Source organism: Streptomyces sp. NBC_01689 (assembly GCF_036250675.1).
Taxonomy (GTDB): Bacteria; Actinomycetota; Actinomycetes; order Streptomycetales; family Streptomycetaceae; genus Streptomyces.
Genome location: NZ_CP109592.1, coordinates 7,229,433 through 7,247,091, shown reverse-complemented (window position 1 = coordinate 7,247,091; position 17,659 = coordinate 7,229,433). Strand labels below are relative to the sequence as shown.

At 72.3% G+C, this 17,659-nt stretch carries 15 protein-coding genes; 9 read left to right on the top strand and 6 right to left on the bottom strand.

What is annotated here, in order from left to right:
* Positions 1-196: 196 nt before the first annotated feature.
* Positions 197-784, bottom strand: a complete 588-nt coding sequence (locus tag OG776_RS30965) for a TIGR03086 family metal-binding protein (RefSeq protein ID WP_148007456.1) — start codon at positions 782-784, stop codon at positions 197-199.
* A 172-nt stretch (positions 785-956) separates the two neighbouring features.
* On the opposite strand from OG776_RS30965, the gene OG776_RS30960 reads away from it, so the two are divergent.
* Positions 957-2,132 carry an MFS transporter gene (locus tag OG776_RS30960; RefSeq protein WP_148007455.1) on the top strand — a complete coding sequence of 392 codons (1,176 nt, stop codon included), beginning with the start codon at positions 957-959 and terminating at the stop codon, positions 2,130-2,132.
* Positions 2,133-2,344: 212 nt separating this feature from the next.
* On the opposite strand, the gene OG776_RS30955 is transcribed toward OG776_RS30960, so the two are convergent.
* Together OG776_RS30955 and OG776_RS30950 are read right to left on the bottom strand one after the other, a co-directional pair.
* Complete coding sequence (locus tag OG776_RS30955; RefSeq protein ID WP_148011983.1) at positions 2,345-3,517, bottom strand: hypothetical protein; 1,173 nt, start codon at positions 3,515-3,517, stop codon at positions 2,345-2,347.
* Positions 3,514-4,467, bottom strand: a complete 954-nt coding sequence (locus OG776_RS30950) for a 5-dehydro-4-deoxyglucarate dehydratase (RefSeq protein WP_148011982.1) — start codon at positions 4,465-4,467, stop codon at positions 3,514-3,516. Before OG776_RS30950 ends, OG776_RS30955 begins: the two co-directional genes overlap by 4 nt.
* A 253-nt stretch (positions 4,468-4,720) precedes the next feature.
* On the opposite strand from OG776_RS30950, the gene OG776_RS30945 reads away from it, so the two are divergent.
* The 7 genes from OG776_RS30945 (at position 4,721) to OG776_RS30915 (ending at position 12,312) form a co-directional block, all read left to right on the top strand.
* Complete coding sequence (locus tag OG776_RS30945; protein WP_148011981.1) at positions 4,721-5,545, top strand: NAD-dependent epimerase/dehydratase family protein; 825 nt, start codon at positions 4,721-4,723, stop codon at positions 5,543-5,545.
* Positions 5,546-5,816: 271 nt separating this feature from the next.
* Complete coding sequence (locus tag OG776_RS30940; RefSeq protein ID WP_148011980.1) at positions 5,817-6,587, top strand: DeoR/GlpR family DNA-binding transcription regulator; 771 nt, start codon at positions 5,817-5,819, stop codon at positions 6,585-6,587.
* Between the two features lie 194 nt (positions 6,588-6,781).
* A complete protein-coding gene (locus tag OG776_RS30935; RefSeq protein WP_148011979.1) occupies positions 6,782-8,152 on the top strand; it encodes an ABC transporter substrate-binding protein in 1,371 nt (456 codons plus the stop codon).
* Positions 8,149-9,087 carry a carbohydrate ABC transporter permease gene (locus OG776_RS30930; RefSeq protein WP_148011978.1) on the top strand — a complete coding sequence of 313 codons (939 nt, stop codon included), beginning with the start codon at positions 8,149-8,151 and terminating at the stop codon, positions 9,085-9,087. The genes OG776_RS30935 and OG776_RS30930 overlap by 4 nt, the downstream gene beginning before the upstream one ends.
* Positions 9,084-9,935, top strand: a complete 852-nt coding sequence (locus tag OG776_RS30925) for a carbohydrate ABC transporter permease (protein ID WP_148011977.1) — start codon at positions 9,084-9,086, stop codon at positions 9,933-9,935. The genes OG776_RS30930 and OG776_RS30925 overlap by 4 nt, the downstream gene beginning before the upstream one ends.
* The gene (locus OG776_RS30920; protein ID WP_148011976.1) at positions 9,932-10,921 is read left to right on the top strand and encodes a zinc-dependent alcohol dehydrogenase family protein; all 990 of its coding nucleotides are present in this window, start codon (positions 9,932-9,934) and stop codon (positions 10,919-10,921) included. Before OG776_RS30925 ends, OG776_RS30920 begins: the two co-directional genes overlap by 4 nt.
* A gap of 200 nt (positions 10,922-11,121) precedes the next feature.
* The gene (locus OG776_RS30915) at positions 11,122-12,312 is read left to right on the top strand and encodes a TerD family protein (protein ID WP_329322886.1); all 1,191 of its coding nucleotides are present in this window, start codon (positions 11,122-11,124) and stop codon (positions 12,310-12,312) included.
* 136 nt (positions 12,313-12,448) lie between these two features.
* Here OG776_RS30915 and OG776_RS30910 read toward each other — a convergent pair whose 3' ends face one another.
* Positions 12,449-13,015, bottom strand: coding sequence for a TetR/AcrR family transcriptional regulator (locus tag OG776_RS30910; protein WP_148007454.1), 567 nt, complete (start codon positions 13,013-13,015; stop codon positions 12,449-12,451).
* Between the two features lie 136 nt (positions 13,016-13,151).
* Here OG776_RS30910 and OG776_RS30905 point away from each other — a divergent pair, with 136 nt between their 5' ends.
* On the top strand, positions 13,152-14,705 hold the full coding sequence (locus OG776_RS30905; RefSeq protein WP_329322885.1) for an MFS transporter: 1,554 nt from the start codon (positions 13,152-13,154) through the stop codon (positions 14,703-14,705).
* Here OG776_RS30905 and OG776_RS30900 read toward each other — a convergent pair.
* Positions 14,687-15,703, bottom strand: coding sequence for a 1-aminocyclopropane-1-carboxylate deaminase (locus OG776_RS30900; RefSeq protein WP_329322884.1), 1,017 nt, complete (start codon positions 15,701-15,703; stop codon positions 14,687-14,689). The two genes, OG776_RS30905 and OG776_RS30900, sit on opposite strands and share 19 nt — an antisense overlap.
* Positions 15,704-15,782: 79 nt before the next feature.
* Positions 15,783-17,369, bottom strand: a complete 1,587-nt coding sequence (locus tag OG776_RS30895; RefSeq protein ID WP_329322883.1) for a TROVE domain-containing protein — start codon at positions 17,367-17,369, stop codon at positions 15,783-15,785.
* Between the last annotated feature and the right edge of the window lie 290 nt (positions 17,370-17,659).

Here is a 17,659-nt window from a genome sequence, read left to right as displayed (position 1 = left end):
CGCGATGAACGTAGGAGCGCGTCCGTGTTTCGTCAACGCTTCGGACGGAAGAGGTGCGGACGGAAAAGCTCCGGACGGAAGGAGGACGTGGGCAGGACGGAGGGAGGAAGGAAGCGGAACGGGTCGCGAAAGGGCCCCGTCCGGAGCCCTCCAGGGGGCTGGGGACGGGGCCCTGACTGCCGGCCGGCCCTACGACTTACGACTTCCAGCCCGGGTCGCGACCGCTGAGCGCGATCACCCGGTCCAGCAACGGCGCGTCGTCCGGCGTCCGCACCACGGGACCGAACACGCCGCCGCCCCGGCCGGGGTCCTGGGCCGCCGCGGCGAGGAAGCCGTACGACGCGTGCAGCGCGGCCGCGTCGGGCTCGTACTCCTGGCCGGTGGCGCGGGCCAGGTCCCAGCCGTGCACCACCAGTTCGTCGGCGGCCACGGCGCCCGCGACGGCGCCCGGCAGCGACACCCCGCCCGCGCGGGTCTCCCCCGCCCAGGCGGCCGGGTCGCGCCAGACCTCCACGAGTTCGTCGAGTGCCTTCGGCAGGCTCGCCCGCCAGTCGGGGGCGATCTCCGGCACGGCCGAGTCCGGGCTGGTGTCGGTCCGGGCGCCGAGATCCTTGCGCCCGGCGTCGCGGAAGGCGACGGCCAGTCCGCCCAGATGTCCGAGCAGGTGGTGCACCGCGTACGCCGGGCAGGGGGTGACGTCGTCGAGCTGCCGCTCCGTCACCCCCGCCACCAGTCGCGCCACGATCAGGGCCTGCGGCCCGAGGTCGAGAGTGGGGTCGGTCATCGGCTGCTCCTCAGGTTCCGGATCCTCACGGAGTCCGCTCCCGGGGTAGACCGGGCACACGCGGAGAACTCATCGGCGCGGCGCCCGCAAGCCGGTGGGCCCGGCGGAGCACGTCGGTATAGGGCACCTTCCCGATCCCCCCGGGCCCTCCTTAGGACCACGATCACCTGCCATGACATGGACAGTGACACGGGTGCTGCGGGACCGCGATGCGGGTGTGTATCTGGGCGCGGTCGTGGTCTCCGGCTTCGGCTCGTCGGCGATGTGGCTGGTGTCGGGCGTCTGGGTCAAGGACCTGACGGGCTCGAACGGCCTGGCGGCCCTGTGCGTGTTCGTGCTCTGGGCACCCACGCTCGTCGGCCCCCTCCTGGGCACCCTCGCGGACCGCTCCCGCCGCCGGCCCCTGCTGATCGGCGCGAACCTCGTGCCGGCGGTGCTCCTGCCGGCCCTGCTCGCGGTGGACGCCCCGGACCGGCTGTGGATCCTGTTCACGGTGCTCCTAGTGTACGGCGCGGCGGGTGTCGTCCACGACGCCGCCGAGTCCGCGCTGGTGGCCGCGGTGGTCGACCGGAACCTCCTCGGTGACTTCAACGGGCTGCGGACGGCGGCGAACGAGGGCATGAAACTGCTGGCGCCGCCGGCCGGGGCGGCCCTGTACGCGGCGTACGGCGGCGCGCGGGTCGCCCTCCTCGACGCGGTGACGTTCGTGCTGGCGGCCGGGGGGTGCGCGCTGCTGCGGGTCCGGGAGCAGCCGCCCGCCCCGGACGCCGCGGCCCGGCGGTCCCGGACGGCCGCGGGCGTGCGGTACCTCCTGGGGCACCCGGAACTGAGGCCGCTGGTCCTGGCCGGCGGTACGACGATGCTCTTCGCGGGTCTCAACGGCGCCCTGATCTACGCCGTCGTCGAGGGGCTGGGCCACTCCCCCGCGTACGCCGGGCTCCTCTACGCCGTCCAGGGCGCCGGGTCGGTGCTGATCGGCCTGGTCTCGGGTCCGCTGCTGCGGCGGCTGGGGGAACGCCGTTTCGCCGCGTACGGGATCGCTCTGACGGCGGTGGGCGTGGGGGCGCGCGTGGTGACGTCCGACGGGATGGCCCTGGTGTGCAGTGCCGCGATCGGGGCCGGGCTTCCGTGTGTGCTGATCGCCGCGTACACGGCGCTGCAGCGCCGGACTCCGGGGCCGCTGCTCGGGCGTACCGCCGCCGCCGCGAACACGCTGATGTTCGCGCCGAACGCGGTGGGTCTCGTGGTCGGCGCGGGGGTGGGCGAGCTGGTCGGCTATCGCCTGCTGCTCCCGGTGCTGGCGCTCGCCCGCCTGCTGACGCTCCGGCCGCTGCTGTCCCGGCCCTGACCCCGCCGACGCCTCCCCGGCCGAGCCCCCGCACCGGCCTGAACGGCCTCGCCCTCGCGCGCCCGCACCCGTCGAACAGTCCCCGTCCACCCGAGGGGCACGGGGAACGCCGCGAGCAGCCCCCGCCCGCCCGCACCCGAACACCCCGGACACCCTGAAGACCCCGAAGACCCCAGCCCCCGCCCTTCACCCGCCGTACCCGGAGCGCCCCCTCAGGACACGCTCTCCAGCGCCCCTCTCACCGCCTCCAGATCGCCCTCCGAAGCCAGTCCCGCGTGGTACAGCCGCAGCTCCCCCGCCCCCAGCGAGGCCGCCCGGACCGCGTCCTCCGCGAGGGTCGCCGGACTGCCGCCCATGCCCGACACGACCGTGAAGTTGGCGGCCAGTACGGCCTCGTCCCGTCCCTGTTCGGCGAACGGCGCCAGCAGCTCCGGGCCGCCGGTGCACGGCACGACCACCCCGTCCGCCACGGAGAGGATGTGCGCGGGATCGACCCCGGCGTTCGCCCCGCAGTGGAACGACACGGGATCGGCGTGCAGCAGCACCTGGAATCCCTCGGGTGCCGCCGCCCGTACCGCCGCGACCGCGGTCTCCTGGAGCGTGCGGGCCACCGTGTCGCGCCAGGCGCGGGTCGCGCCCGCCACCTCGCTCCCGAGCAGCTTCTCGATCGCCGGCCAGCCGCCGTCCGACGGCGCGGCTCCCCGCCACACGGGCTCCAGCGCCTCCCGGACGGCGGTCGCCACCTGCCCGCCGTCGAGCCCATGGGCCGTGTACCCGTCCCGGCACGCGGGGCAGAAGCACAGGGACATCAGGTACTGCCCGGCGTCCCCGAGTCCCACTCCGCCGATCTTGTCGTGCGCGTGCAGGTGTGCCAGCCCGTACCAGCCGAGCGACTCCAGCTCCGTGCCCCGCGCCCCGGGCCGCACCGCCGCCTCCACCGCGAGGTCGACGAGGTACTCCCGAGTGGCGGCCTGCGCGACGCACGGCGCCCATCCGTACCGGTCCCCGTACGCGTTGACGACGGACGTGTCCGGATGTTCGTCCCCCAGACGGGAGTTGTGCGCGAGGACGACCCAGGTGTGGACGTCGAGACCGGCCTCGGCGAGCGCGGCGGCCGCCGTCCCGTACGCGTCCCCGGGCGCCCAGTCCCCGGCCTCGTAGGGCCGCAGCGCGCGGCCGGCCCAGCGGGCGCCGTCCACCGGGTACAGGACGGCCGCGTGCGACGCCGTCACGACGCGGTGGCGGGGGTGACGGGGGGTCAGCGCGCGGGTGGAGTGGTACGCGGAGGCGAGCGTCGCCTGCCGTACCCCGAGCCCGGCGATCCGCCCGGCGGCCGCCGGGTCCCCGACGACGTCCCACGGGTAGACGAACGCCGACGCCTTCACAGGGCCTCCCCCTCGGCCGGTTCCAGCAGCGCGTACCCGCGCTCGACCAGCTCGGCGAGTTGCTTCACATGGTCCGGGGTGGGCTCGTGCAGGGGCGGCCGCACCTCCCCGACGTCCAGTCCGCGCAGCCGTACTCCCGCCTTGACCAGCGCCACGGCGTAACCGCGCCCCTGTGACCGCAGATCGACGAACGGCCGGTAGAACCCGTCCAGCAGCCGGTTCGCCATGTCGTCGGACCCGGCGTTCAGCGCGGCATGGAAGGCGAGCGCGATCTCGGGCGCGAAGCAGAAGACCGCCGAGGAGTAGAGCGTGATGCCGATGCCCCGGTAGGCGAGTCCCGTCAGTTCCGCGGTGGGCAGCCCGTTGAAGTAGAGGAAGTCCCCGGGGACCTCGCTGCGCACCGCGCTGACGACGCGCTGCATCAGGTCCAGGTCGCCCAGCCCGTCCTTGAAGCCGATGATCCCCTCGGTCCGGGCCAGTTCGACCACGGTCGCGGGGGTGAACACGGCGTTGTCGCGCTGGTACACGACGATGTCCAGCGAGGTGGCGGCGGCCAGTTCCCGGTAGTGGCGCAGCAGCCCCTCCTGTCCCGCGACCACCAGGTAGGGCGGCATCGCGAGCAGGCCGTCGGCGCCGGCCTCCTCGGCGAGCCGCGCGAACCGTACGGCGAGCGCGGTCCCGTACCCGGCGCCCGCGACGACCGGCACGCGTCCGGCCGTCTCCTCCACGGCCGCCCGCACGCACTCCTGGAACTCCTCGGGCGCGAGCGCGTGGAACTCGCCGGTGCCGCAGCAGGCGAAGACCGCGGCCGCTCCGGCCTCCACACCACGCCGTACGTGCTCGCGGTAGACGTCGAGGTCGAGGGCGCCGTCGGGGCCGAACGCCGTGACGGGGAAGAACAGCGGCCCGCTGGGGATGCTGAGCCGAGCGGCAAGGGGGGCTGACGTCACGGACTCTCCCTGAGGCAGGTGCTCACGCACACAACAGCGGGTGCATGTTTCTGATCCACGTCCATATTTCTGAACGCGACCACGCTAAAGCGCGACCTCGGGGCCGGTCAAGCACGCAAACCCGCAACACGGCAGCGGATTGACCGCCTCCGCGCGACACTTGACTCGGCGGGTCGACGATCCTTAGCGTGTCCAAGGATGTGAATGCCGTACAAGCATACGGCCGCTCGCGTGGCCCTGAGGAGAGACCCGCATGCCCGCTCCCCGCACCGTTCTGCTCACCGGCGCCGCCGGCGGACTCGGCACCCTGATGCGGGGGCTGCTGCCGCAGCACGGCCACCGGCTGCGCCTGCTCGACATGCTCCCGGTCGAGGGCGAACCGGACGCGATCACCGCGGACCTCGCCGACCGGGCCGCGCTGCGCGAGGCGGTCCGCGGTGTCGACGCGATCGTCCACCTCGCGGGCATCTCCCTGGAAGCCTCCTTCGACAAGATCCTCAGGGCCAACATCGAGGGGACCTACAACCTGTACGAGGCGGCGCGCGAGGAAGGCGTACGACGCGTCGTCTTCGCCTCCTCCAACCACGCGGTCGGCTTCACCCCGCGCCCGACGGGGGACGCGCCCTTCGACGAGGACTCCCTGATCCCCGTCGACACCCCCCGCCGGCCGGACACCTTCTACGGCCTGTCGAAGTCGTTCGGCGAGGACCTGGCCCAGTTCTACTGGGACAAGCACGGCCTGGAGACCGTCTCGGTCCGCATCGGGTCCTGCTTCGCGGAGCCCACCAGCGTGCGCATGCTCTCGGTGTGGATGAGCCCCGAGGACGGTGCCCGCCTCTTCCACGCGGCGCTCACCGCGGAACACGTGGGCCACACGGTCGTCTACGGCTCGTCCGCCAACACCCGTCTGTGGTGGGACCTCTCGTCGGCACGGGCGCTGGGCTACGAGCCGCGGGACGACTCGGAGCCGTACGCGGCGAAGCTCATCGCCGAACAGGGAGAGCTCGACCCGGACAATCCCGACCACGCCCACCTGGGCGGCCACTTCACCACCCACCCGCCGATCTGGCCGTACTGACGGCACGGCACGGACACCACACGGACACCACACGGCGGGCGGGCACCGAACGGGCCCGCCCGCCGCCGGGTTCGGGCACGAACACTGCCCGATCCCACCCCCGCACCGGCTCCGTCCCAGGTCCGGCGCGCTCCCCCGCGCCGCCGAACGGGCGCAGCCGGGCATCATCGGGCGTGCAACAGGCCTGGTCAGTGCCGCGTGCCCGCTGTAGAACTTCCTCCAAGGCCCGACCGGGCCCGAACGGGCAGCGAGGACAGGACGCGGGAAGCGGGTGCCGGCCATGAGCGCGGAAGAACGTCAGCGGGAGATCGTGCGGGCCGCCCGCCGCACGGGATCGGTCGACGTCACCGCGCTCGCCGCCGAACTGGGCGTCGCCAAGGAGACCGTACGACGCGACCTGCGCGCCCTGGAGGACCACGGTCTGGTCCGCCGCACCCACGGCGGCGCCTATCCCGTCGAGAGCGCCGGATTCGAGACGACGCTCGCCTTCCGCGCCACCAGTCACGTACCCGAGAAGCGCCGGATCGCGGCCGCCGCGGCCGAACTGCTCGGCGACGCCGAGACCGTCTTCGTCGACGAGGGCTTCACCCCCCAGCTCATCGCCGAGGCCCTGCCCCACGACCGGCCGCTGACCGTCGTCACCGCGTCCCTCGCCACCGCGGGCGCGCTCGCCGAGGCGGACAACACCAGCGTCCTGCTGCTCGGCGGCCGGGTACGCCCCGGCACCCTGGCCACCGTGGACCACTGGACGACGAAGATGCTGGCCGGCTTCGTCATCGACCTCGCCTACATCGGCGCCAACGGCATCTCCCGCGAACACGGCCTCACCACCCCCGACCCGGCGGTCAGCGAGGTCAAGGCCCAGGCGATCCGGGCCTCCCGGCGCACCGTCTTCGCCGGTGTGCACACCAAGTTCGGGGCGGTCAGCTTCTGCCGCTTCGCGGAGATCACCGCCCTGGAGGCGATCGTCACGAGCACCCTGCTCCCGACGGCCGAGGCCCATCGCTACACCTTGCAGGGACCCCAGGTCATACGCGTCTGAACCACCGGACACCCTCCCGCACCACCCCCGACGTCCCCCGTCACCGCTCCCGCCGCCACCCGCCTTCCCCCCGTCACCGCTCTCGCCCCCCACCCGCCTCACCCCCGTCACCCCCACGCACCCCGGTCACCCTCCCCAGAGGCACCCCGTACCCGGCAACACCCCTTATCTCCCTATATGTCCAGGAGTGATCCATGCGAACCCCGAGCCGACGGAGGCCGCGCGCACTGTTCGCCGCGGTCGCCGCAGGGACGCTGCTCACCCCGCTCCTCTCCGGGTGTTGGACCGGAGCGGGCGGGGCGGGCTCCGGCGGCGACTCCGTCAACGTCCTGATGGTCAACAACCCGCAGATGGTGGAGCTGCAGAAACTCACCAAGGCCCACTTCACCAAGGAGACCGGCATCAAGGTGAACTTCACCGTGCTGCCGGAGAACGACGTCCGCGACAAGATCAGCCAGGACTTCGCCAACCAGGCCGGCCAGTACGACGTGGCCACCCTGTCCAACTACGAGATACCGATCTACGCCAGGAACGGCTGGCTGCACGAGATGGACTCCTACGTCCGCGAGGACAGCGGCTACGACGAACAGGACATCCTCGCGCCCATGCGGCAGTCCCTGACGGCCGCCGACGGCAAGCTCTACGGTCAGCCCTTCTACGGCGAGTCGTCCTTCCTGATGTACCGCAAGGACGTGTTCGCCGCGAAGGGGCTGACGATGCCCGCGCACCCCACCTGGGACCAGGTGGCGGAGCTGGCCGCCGAGGCGGACGGCGCCGAGTCCGGCATGAAGGGCATCTGCCTGCGCGGACTGCCCGGCTGGGGCGAGCTGATGGCCCCGCTGACCACCGTCGTCAACACCTTCGGCGGCACCTGGTTCGACAAGGACTGGAAGGCCCGCCTCGACTCGCCCGAGTTCGTGAAGGCGACGAAGTTCTACGTGGACCTCGTCCGCGAGCACGGCGAGTCCGGCGCCGCCCAGTCCGGCTTCGCCGAATGCCTCAACAACATCACCCAGGGCAAGGTCGCCATGTGGTACGACGCCACCTCCGCGGCCGGCTCCCTGGAGGCGTCCGACTCCCCGGTCAAGGGCAAGATGGGCTACGTCCCCGCCCCGGTGGAGAAGACCAAGTCCTCCGGCTGGCTCTACACCTGGGCCTGGGGCCTCCAGAAGGCCTCCCACAACTCCGACAAGGCCTGGAAGTTCATCTCCTGGGCCTCCAGCAAGCAGTACGAGCAGCTGGTCGGGGACACCATCGGCTGGTCCAACGTGCCGGCCGGCAAACGCGCCTCGACCTACACCAACGCCGCGTACACCAAGGAGGCCTCGGCCTTCCAGGAGATGACCCGCGCGGCCATCGAGGGGGCCCGCCCGCGCGATCCGGGAGTCCAGCCGCGCCCCGCGCCCGGCATCCAGTTCGTCGGCATCCCCGAGTTCACCGACCTCGGCACCAAGGTCTCGCAGGAGATCAGCGCGGCCATCGCCGGACGCCAGTCCGTCGACTCGGCCCTCAAGAAGTCCCAGAAACTCGCCGAGAAGATCTCCAAGGAGTACGAGGGACGATGACCGCCACGACGACAGCCCCCCTGGCCACCGCTCCCGTCCGCGCCGCCCGGCCGCCCTCCGGCCGCCTGCGCGCCTGGGCCACCCGCGCCCCACTGCTCCCCGCCCTGATCTTCATGATCGCCGTGACCCAGCTCCCGTTCGTGGCCACGCTGGTGATCTCCTTCTTCGACTGGAACTCCCTCTATCCGAAGGCCCGGCACTTCACCGGCCTGTCCAACTACTCGGACGTGCTCACCGATCCCGACCTGCGCCACTCGGTCTGGACGACGGTCCTCCTGACGGCGGCCGTGGTCCTGGTCAGCCTGATCCTCGGCCTCGCCCTCGCCCTGCTCCTGGACCGCAGGTTCCGCGGGCGCGGGGTGGTCCGTACGCTCCTGATCGCGCCGTTCCTGGTGGTCCCGGTCGCCGCGGCCCTGCTCTGGAAACATGTGCTCTACAACCCTGAGTACGGCCTTCTCAACGGGCTCTTGCACTATGTGGGCGGACCCCAGCCGGACTGGATCTCGAACACGCCGCTGCTGGCGGTCGAGGCCTGCCTCGTCTGGCAGTGGACGCCCTTCATGATGCTGATCCTGCTGGCCGGCCTGCAGAGCCGTGACCAGCAGCAGATCGAGGCCGCCCGGGTGGACGGCGCGAGCGACTGGCAGGTCTTCCGCCACCTCACGCTCCCGCACCTGCGCCGCTACCTCGAACTCGGCGCGCTGCTCGGCTCGATCTACATCGTGCAGAACTTCGACGCCGTCTTCACGATCACCTCCGGCGGACTCGGCACCGCCAACCTGCCCTACACCGTCTACCAGAGCTTCTACCAGGCCCACGAGAACGGTCTGGCCTCGGCCGCCGGGGTCCTGGTCGTCATCGGCTCGATCATCATCGCGACCTTCGCGCTGCGCGTGGTCTCGTCCCTGTTCCGCGAGGAGGTGTCCCGCGCATGAGCACCACCACGATCCGCGTACGTCCCCGGCGCGCCCGGGGAACGGGCCTGGGCCTGCTGGCCTGGGTACTGGGTGTGCTGTTCTTCCTGCCCATCGCCTGGATGGCCCTGACGTCGTTCCACTCGGAGGCGGACGCGGCGACCAACCCGCCGTCCTTCGGCGCCGCCCTCACCCTGGACGGCTACCGCGACTTCTTCGGCACGGGCGGCGGCGCGAGCCCCTGGCCCTCACTGGTCAACTCGCTCGTGGCGTCCGTCTCCTCCACCCTGTGCGTCCTGCTCCTGGCCCTGCCCGCGGCCTACGCGCTCTCCGTCCGGCCGGTGAGGAAGTGGACGGACGTCCTGTTCTTCTTCCTGTCGACGAAGATGCTGCCGGTGGTGGCGGGCCTGCTGCCCATCTACCTGTTCGCGAAGAACGCCGGGATGCTCGACAACATCTGGCTCCTGGTCATCCTCTACACCTCGATGAACCTGCCGATCGCGGTGTGGATGATGCAGTCCTTCCTCGCCGAGGTGCCGGTGGCGGTGATCGAGGCGGCCCAGATCGACGGCGCGCGCCTGCCCACGATCCTGGCCCGGGTGGTGGCCCCCATCGCCCTGCCGGGCATCGCCGCCACGGCCCTCATCTGCTTCATCTTCAGCTGGAACGAGCTGCTGTTCGCACGGGTCCTGACGGGCGTGGTCGCGGAGACCGCCCCCGTCTTCCTGACGGGATTCATCACCAGCCAGGGCCTCTTCCTGGCCAAGGTGTGCGCCGCGTCGCTCGTCATCTCCCTGCCGGTGCTCGCCGCGGGGTTCGCCGCCCAGGACAAGCTGGTCCAGGGCCTCTCACTGGGAGCCGTGAAATGAAGGCCGCCGTCATCGAGTCCGTGGGCCGCGCCGTCGTCACCGAGGTCCCGGACCCGACGCCGGGCCCGCGCGAGGTCGTCGTCGAGGTCGCGGCGTGCGGACTGTGCGGTACGGATCTGCACATCCTCCAGGGCGAGTTCGCGCCGAAGCTGCCGATCGTGCCGGGCCACGAGTTCGCCGGCACAGTGGTCGCCGTGGGCACCCAGGTCACGGAGATCGCGACCGGCGACCGGGTGGCGGTGGATCCCTCGCTCTACTGCCACGAGTGCCGGTACTGCCGTACCGGCCACAACAACCTCTGCGAGCGGTGGGCAGCGATCGGTGTCACGACGGCGGGCGGGGCCGCGCAGTACGCGACCGCTCCCGTGGCCAACTGCGTCAAGCTCCCCGAGCACGTCCGCACCCAGGACGCGGCGCTCGTCGAACCGCTCTCCTGCGCGGTACGCGGCTACGACGTCCTGAACTCCCGGCTGGGGGCGCACGTCCTGATCTACGGCTCCGGGACGATGGGCCTGATGATGCTGGAACTGGCGAAGCGGACCGGAGCCGCGAGCGTGGACGTGGTCGACGTGAACGCCCAGCGTCTCGCCACGGCGCGGCTGCTGGGGGCCTCGGCCTCGGCGGCGAACGCGGACGAGCTGGACCGGCCGCGGGGGTGGGACGTGGTGATCGACGCGACGGGGAACGCGGCGGCGATCCAGGACGGCCTGGACCGGGTCGCCAAGGCCGGCACCTTTCTCCAGTTCGGGGTCGCGGACTACGCGACGCGGGTGTCGATCGACCCGTACCGCATCTACAACCAGGAGATCACCATCACCGGTTCCATGGCCGTCCTGCACAGCTTCGAACGGGCGGCCGAGCTGTTTGCCGGGGGTGTCCTCGATCCGGACGTCTTCATCAGCGACCGCATCCCGCTGGCCGACTATCCCCAGGCGCTGGAACAGTTCGCCGCGGGCATCGGCCGCAAGATCGTCGTGGTCCCGTAGGGGGTTCTCGACCCCGCCGCCCCTGCCCGACCCGACCCTGGGGGCTCCGCCCCCTGGCGGGGGTCTGGGGGCGGAGCCCCCAGGGATGGGAAGGGCAGGGGCGGAGGGGGCGAAAGACGCCTGAGCGACGCGAAGCGGAAGTCATCCTTGGGTAAGGGAACGGTAAAGCGCCCCCGCTCGTTACCTCAGTCATGACAGCTATGACCCCTGGCTCGAACATCCCTCTCCCCGTCACCCGCGTGACGGTGGACGTCACCGCTCCGGTGCGGCTAGACGTATCGGGCCTGCTGCTCACCGCCGACGGCAAGGTGCGCTCCGACGACGACTTCATCTTCTACAACCAGCCCACCGGCCCCGGCGTCACCTACCGCTCGGGCGGCGGCACCTCCCCGGACGCGATCACGGTCGACACGGCCGCGGTCCCCCCGGGCATCGAGAAGATCGTCGTCACCGCGAGCCCGGACGCGGCGGGCCAGACCTTCCAGGGCATCGAGCCCACGGCCACCCTCCGCAACGCGGACGACGGCGCCGTCCTCGCCACCTTCACCCCGCCCCAGCTCGGCAGTGAGACGGCCCTGGTGATCGTCGAGGTCTACCTCCGCAACGGCGCCTGGAAGGCCCGCGCGGTGGGCCAGGGCTACGCGAACGGCCTGGCGGGCATCGCCACGGACTTCGGGGTGTCGGTGGAGGAGCCGGCCCCCGCCGCTCCCCCGGCCCCGCCGATGCAGGCCCCCGCGGTCCCGGTGGCCGCCGCGCCCCCCATGGCACCCCCTGCCCCGGCGGCTCCCCCCGCGCCCCCCGCCCCGCCCTCCGGGAAGATCAACCTCGACAAGGGCCGGGTCTCCCTCCAGAAGAACCAGACCGTGTCGCTGGTCAAGGGCGGCCGCCCGCTGCTCTCCCAGGTCAAGATGGGCCTCGGCTGGGAGCCCGCGTACCGCGGCAAGGACATCGACCTGGACGCCTCGGTCATCGCCTACGGCCCGCAGCGCAACCACATCGACAGCTGCTACTTCGGCAAGCTCTCCATCGTGGGCGGCGCGATCAAGCACTCCGGCGACAACCTCACGGGCGAGGGCGGCGGTGACGACGAGGTGATCGTCGTCGACCTCGGCCGGCTGCCGCAGGAGGTCACCGGCCTGGTCTTCACCGTCAACTCCTTCTCCGGCCAGAAGTTCACGGAGGTCGCCAAGGCCTACTGCCGTCTGGTCGACGCGGCCAGCGGAGAGGAACTGGTCCGCTTCGACCTCACCAGCGCCGAGGCGCAGACCGGCGTGATGATGGCCAAGCTGATCAAGCAGTTCTCCGGCGAGTGGGAGATGACGGCCATGGGCGACTTCGTGAAGTCCCGCACGGTCCGTGGCATGGTGAAACCGGCGGCCCAGGCACTCTGACCCGCGGCAGCCACGAGCGCCACCGGCCCGGCCCCGTCACCCGCCCCGAGCGGAACGGGCCGGGCCGGGCCGGTGTCCGTACCCCGGCGCCAGGCCTACCGCGCCACCCGCGCCGCCGCGCGCGGTCCACCCGGCGCTAGGCCCGCAGCCCCTCCGTCAGCAGCGACAGGTACCGCCGGATGTGCTTCCCCTGACCGTCCGCCAGTTCCGAGGCCGTGGCGACCCCGTGCGCCAGCCGCAGCACCTCGATCGGCTCCACGTCCGTCCGCAGCGTGCCTTCCCGCTGGGCCGCCTCGACCAGCCGCTCGGCCGCGCCCTTCACGGACGTCCCGCACGCGGTCAGCACCGCACTGCTCCCGTCCGTGACCGCCGATCCGAGCAGCGCCTTCAGGCCGCGGACCTGGATCATCATCCCGCTCAGCTCGTTGAGCCACTCCACCAGCGCCTCGCCGGGCGCGTGCTCCGCGGCGATCTCGTCCGCGCGGGCGGCGATGGCCTCGATGCTGTCGACGTAGACCGCCTCCAGCAGGGCCTGGCGGGTGGGGAAGTGCCGGTACAGCGTCCCTGAGCCCACCCCGGCCCGCTTGGCGATGTCATCGAGGGACGCACCCTCCCCGTGCTCGGCGAACGCCACGGCGGCCTCCTCGATCAGCCGCTCATAGTTCCGCCGCGCGTCCGCCCGCATCGGCTTGACCTGCGCCATTCAGATACTCCTTGCCGAACCGGGGACACTCTCCGTATATTGCGTGGACTAAACGGAGACAGTCCCCGCTTTCTTTCGCGGGCGGTCCGCGCTGCCCGCACGCCACTCACCGGGGACACCAGACAGGGAGCATCCCATGTCCACCCCGTCACTGCCTTCCACGCCGTCCGTACCCGCCCTCACCCCAGCACCCTCCACGCCGGCACCCTCCCCCGCGACGTCCGCGTCCGGTCCGCCGGTGGCCCCCGGAGCCCCCGGAGACCTCGAATCTCCCGAGCCGGGCACCGACGCCCGGCCGGCCCGGCCCGGCGCCGCCCTCCTCGTCATCGTCACCGCCTACCTCATGGTCGGCGTCGACTCCACCGTGGTCAATGTCGCGCTGCCCGACATCCAGCACGACCTGCGGTTCGGTCCCACCGGTCTGTCCTGGGTGCTCAACGCCTACACCCTCGCCTTCGGCGGCCTACTGCTGCTCGGCGGCCGCGTCGGCGACCTCGCGGGCCGCCGCCGCACGCTCACCCTCGGCGTCCTGCTCTTCGCGCTCTCCTCGCTCCTCGGCGGACTGGCCACCGACAGCGGTTGGCTGCTCGCGGCCCGCGCCCTCCAGGGCTGCGGCGCCGCGCTCACCGCGCCCAGCACCCTCGCCCTGATCACCACCAACTTCCCCGAGGGGCCCCGCCGTCACCACGCGCTCGGCGTCTACACCTCGATGGCGAGCATCGGCGCCTCCGTCGGCCTGGTCCTCGGCGGCATGCTCACCTCGTGGGCGTCCTGGCGCTGGGCCCTGCTGATCAACGTGCCGATCGGCATCGCGGTGGCCCTCGCGCTGCCCCGGGCCGTGGCCGAGACCCCCCGGCACGCGGGGCGGTTCGACGCGGCGGGCGCGCTCACCGGGACGGCCGGCACGACCTCACTGGTCTACGCGTTCATCCGGGTCTCGGAGACGGGCTGGGGCGACACCCGGGCGCTGCTCGGCTTCACGACCGCGGCCGCGCTCCTCGCGGGCTTCGCGCTGATCGAGTCCCGGGCCGAGCAGCCGGTCGTGCCTCCGCACCTGTTCCGGGACCGCGACCGCGCGGGTGCCTACGCGGGGGTACTGCTGCTGCCCGCAGGCATGTTCGGTGCCTTCTACTTCCTCACCCTGATCACCCAGCAGGTGCTCGGATACAGCCCGTTGCGCGCCGGACTCGCCTTCCTGCCGATGACCGCGGCGGTCTTCCTGCCGCTGCGCTTCGTTCCCCGGCTCCTGCGGCGCGTCGGCGCCAGACCCCTCCTGCTGACCGGCATGTCGCTGATCGCCGTCGCGGGCGGCCTGCTGACACGCACCGGTCCCCACATCGGCTACGCAGCGGGACTCCTCGGGCCGATGATCCTGATGGGCCTCGGTGTCGGCCTCAGCTTCATGCCGCTCAACGCCACCGTCCTGGCCGCCGTCGGCCCGCGCGAGGCGGGTGCCGCGTCCGGTCTGCTGCAGACCCTCCAGTGGCTCGGCGGGACTCTCGGACTCTCGGTCCTGGTCACGGTCTACGGCACGGCGACCCGGCACGCGGCCGGCTCCCCGGCCGCGGTGCTCACCGAGGGCGCGGCACGCGCGTTCGGTGTCGGCGCGCTGATCGCGGTGGCGGCGCTCCTCGTGACCGCCCTGACCCTCACCGGGCGCCGCCGGCCGGATCAGAACAGCGCGCTGTAGGCGTTCAGGGCGGGCTGGCCGCCGAGATGGGCGTAGAGGACGGTGGAGTCGCGCCCGATCTCGCCGCGCGCCACGAGGTCGATCATCCCGGCCATCGACTTCCCTTCGTAGACGGGGTCGGTGACCATCCCCTCGGTGCGCGCGGCGAGACGCATCGCCTCCAGGGTGGCCTCGTCCGGAATTCCGTACGTGCCGGCGTGGTACCGCTCGTCCAGTTCGACGTCGGCGTCGGTCAGTTCCCGCCCGGCACCGATCAGCCGGCCCGTGTTGCGCGCGATCCGGGTGATCTGTTCACGGGTGCGGGCGGGCGCTGCCGACGCGTCGACCCCGAGGACGCGCCGCGGTCTGCCGCCCGCCTCCTCCAGAGCGGCGAACCCGGCGACCATGCCCGCCTGCGTCGAGCCGGTGACCGAGCACACCACGACGGTGTCGAAGAAGACCCCCAGGTCCCCTTCCTGGGCGGCCACCTCATTCGCCCAGCCGGCGAAGCCCAGGCCGCCCAGCGGGTGGTCGGAGGCGCCCGCGGGAATGGCGTACGGCGTGCCGCCGGCCTCCTCCACCTCCCGCAGCGCCCGCTCCCAGCTCTCCTTGACGCCGATCCCGAACCCGGCCCGCACCAGGCGTACGTCCGCGCCGGCCAGCCGGCTGATCAGGATGTTCCCGACCCGGTCGTAGACGGAGTCCGGCCACTCGACCCAACTCTCCTGCACGAGAACGCACTTCAGCCCCGCGTGGGCGGCGACGGCGGCCACCTGCCGGGTGTGGTTGGGCTGCACCCCGCCGATCGAGACCAGGGTGTCGCAGCCCCTGGCGAGCGCGTCGGCGACGAGGTACTCCAGCTTGCGGGTCTTGTTCCCGCCGTACGCCACACCGGAGTTGCAGTCCTCCCGCTTCGCCCAGAGCGCGGCGCCCCCGAGGTGACGGGTCAGACGCTCCAGCGGATGCACCGGCGAGGGCCCGAAGAGCAGCGGGTAACGCTCGTACGAGGAAAGGGACATGGAGCCGTCCTGCCTCTGGTCGGCGCCGGCGCCGGGTGGGTCACCGTGTCGCCCGGTGACCTACCCGGCCGCCGCGCGCTCATTCACCCGTCCACGGCCAGCGCCCGTCCCTGCCGGACTCGAGCAGGGGGATCATCCGGAACGCGGTGTCCGACAGTCCGCCGAAGGTGTGCCGGTTGTCCCTGCCGCTCGGACCGTGCCCGGCCCGGTAACCGGCGAGGTTCCAGGTGTAGACCGGTACGTGCGTCGGGACCTGCTCCGTCGGGTCGCCGTAGTGGCTGTACGCGGCCTGCTCGTCCGTGACGACGATCACCCGGTCGTGCCCGCGGTAGTGGGCCCGTACCGCCTCGCTGGTGTTCGTGCCGCCGAGGTCGCCGAACCGCCCCAGCACCTTCAGGACCGACTCGCCCCGGCGGAACCGCACCCGGTCGCTGCCCGTGCCGAACTGGACGAGGTCCGCGTCCGCCGCGCGCAGCGCGAGCGCCGTGCCGAAGACCGCGGCCGCGTCGGCCCGGCTCAGCTCCGAGCGGTCCGACAGCCGCGAGAAGAACATCGAGCCCGACCGGTCCACGAGCACGAGCGTCCGTCCGGGCAGCGCCGGCACCTGGGCCAGCGAGTGCCCGAGCGCCTGCTCCAGCGGGTACGCCCAGCGCAGCGAGGGCGCGTGCCGGTAGGCGGCCAGGTAGCGGAAGGGGAACTGCCGCGACCGCGCCACCTCCGCCGGGTCGCTGATCCGCGCGGCGACCCGGGCCGCCACGTCGTCGCCGACACCCGCCTCGTCGAAGTTCCGCAGGTTCCGGACGAGCGCCATCGCGCCCATGGACGGGATGACGGCCTCCCAGGCCGCCTTGTCCATCGGGCCCTGCAGCCAGCCCGCCAGCGCCTCCCAGGTGAGTCCGGCCGCGGCGAGCCGCTCGGCGCCGCCCGGACCCGTCACGACCGCGCGCCGCTCGGCTACGGGCACCGCCATCAGCTCGCGGTGCGCGACGAGCACCGGGTTCGAGGCGGGCGGCTCGGCCGTGTCGGGGTGGTGGCGGCGGTCCAGGGCGTACCGGAACAGCTCGCCCTGCCACGGCTTGCCGGGGTCGGGCGCCGCGTGCACGAGGTTGAGGATGTCGCCGAAGCGGTAGCCCTTGGACGCGGTGTCGTACTTCAGCAGCGCCTTGCCGTTGTAGAGACGCCGTACGGCGTCGGCGATGCCGCGCTTGACCGGCTTGGGCACGGTCCGGCCGTACCGGGAGGTCCAGAGGGCGAGCAGCTCGCCGGGCTCGTCGGGGCGGCGCAGCACCGAGGCGATCACCTGGCGGTTGGCGGGGCCCTCGGTGGCGCCCGCGTCGAGGCGTGCCTTCACGTACTCGGCGGCACCCATGACCGAGGCGGAGCGCAGGTTGCCGTCGCCGCGCAGCCAGCCGAGCAGGGCCGCCGTCCAGGAGGGGTCGTGGACGGCGAGTTCGCGCACCAGCGCGACGAACCGGTCGTCGCGGTCGGCGCCGTTCTCGTAGAAGGTCTGCTGCGAGGCGAGGTGCGAGACGGCGAGGAGGAAGAGTTCGGAGCGCGCGTCCCGCTCGCGGCCGAGGCCGCCCTGGTGCGTCCGCAGCACGCGGCCGGTGGACGTCACGCGGGAAGTGGGCTGAGCCTTCGCCGCCTTGCTGTTGAAGCGTGCCATGGTGAATTCCCCCGAATTCGCGTGGGTTTCGGAGGAAGGCACAGCAAAGGGAGGGTGTCCGAGATCAGGGATCGGCGACGGTTGCCCATAAACTGGCGCGTCTTCCGTTCCGCCACACCGACCCGAAGTCGGTGACGGGATTCGAACCCGCACGAGGCCGTGGCCCCACCAGTTCCCGAAGTATCCGCTGCCTGCGCACCGGGCACCCACCATGTGCTGCGCCTCCCGAGATCAAGTCGGCCGCGGCGTGAATTCTTTGGGAGAGAAGTAGCCGTGGCCCGCGCACCGGG

Coding starts and splice junctions, on each gene's coding strand:
- OG776_RS30965 (WP_148007456.1), bottom strand. CDS start 784: ATGACCGACCCCACTCTCGACCTCGGGCCGCAGGCCCTGATCGTGGCG.
- OG776_RS30930 (WP_148011978.1), top strand. CDS start 8,149: ATGACCGCCACGACGACAGCCCCCCTGGCCACCGCTCCCGTCCGCGCC.
- OG776_RS30915 (WP_329322886.1), top strand. CDS start 11,122: ATGACCCCTGGCTCGAACATCCCTCTCCCCGTCACCCGCGTGACGGTG.
- OG776_RS30895 (WP_329322883.1), bottom strand. CDS start 17,369: ATGGCACGCTTCAACAGCAAGGCGGCGAAGGCTCAGCCCACTTCCCGC.
- OG776_RS30900 (WP_329322884.1), bottom strand. CDS start 15,703: ATGTCCCTTTCCTCGTACGAGCGTTACCCGCTGCTCTTCGGGCCCTCG.
- OG776_RS30905 (WP_329322885.1), top strand. CDS start 13,152: ATGTCCACCCCGTCACTGCCTTCCACGCCGTCCGTACCCGCCCTCACC.
- OG776_RS30920 (WP_148011976.1), top strand. CDS start 9,932: ATGAAGGCCGCCGTCATCGAGTCCGTGGGCCGCGCCGTCGTCACCGAG.
- OG776_RS30935 (WP_148011979.1), top strand. CDS start 6,782: ATGCGAACCCCGAGCCGACGGAGGCCGCGCGCACTGTTCGCCGCGGTC.
- OG776_RS30925 (WP_148011977.1), top strand. CDS start 9,084: ATGAGCACCACCACGATCCGCGTACGTCCCCGGCGCGCCCGGGGAACG.
- OG776_RS30910 (WP_148007454.1), bottom strand. CDS start 13,015: ATGGCGCAGGTCAAGCCGATGCGGGCGGACGCGCGGCGGAACTATGAG.
- OG776_RS30960 (WP_148007455.1), top strand. CDS start 957: ATGACATGGACAGTGACACGGGTGCTGCGGGACCGCGATGCGGGTGTG.
- OG776_RS30945 (WP_148011981.1), top strand. CDS start 4,721: ATGCCCGCTCCCCGCACCGTTCTGCTCACCGGCGCCGCCGGCGGACTC.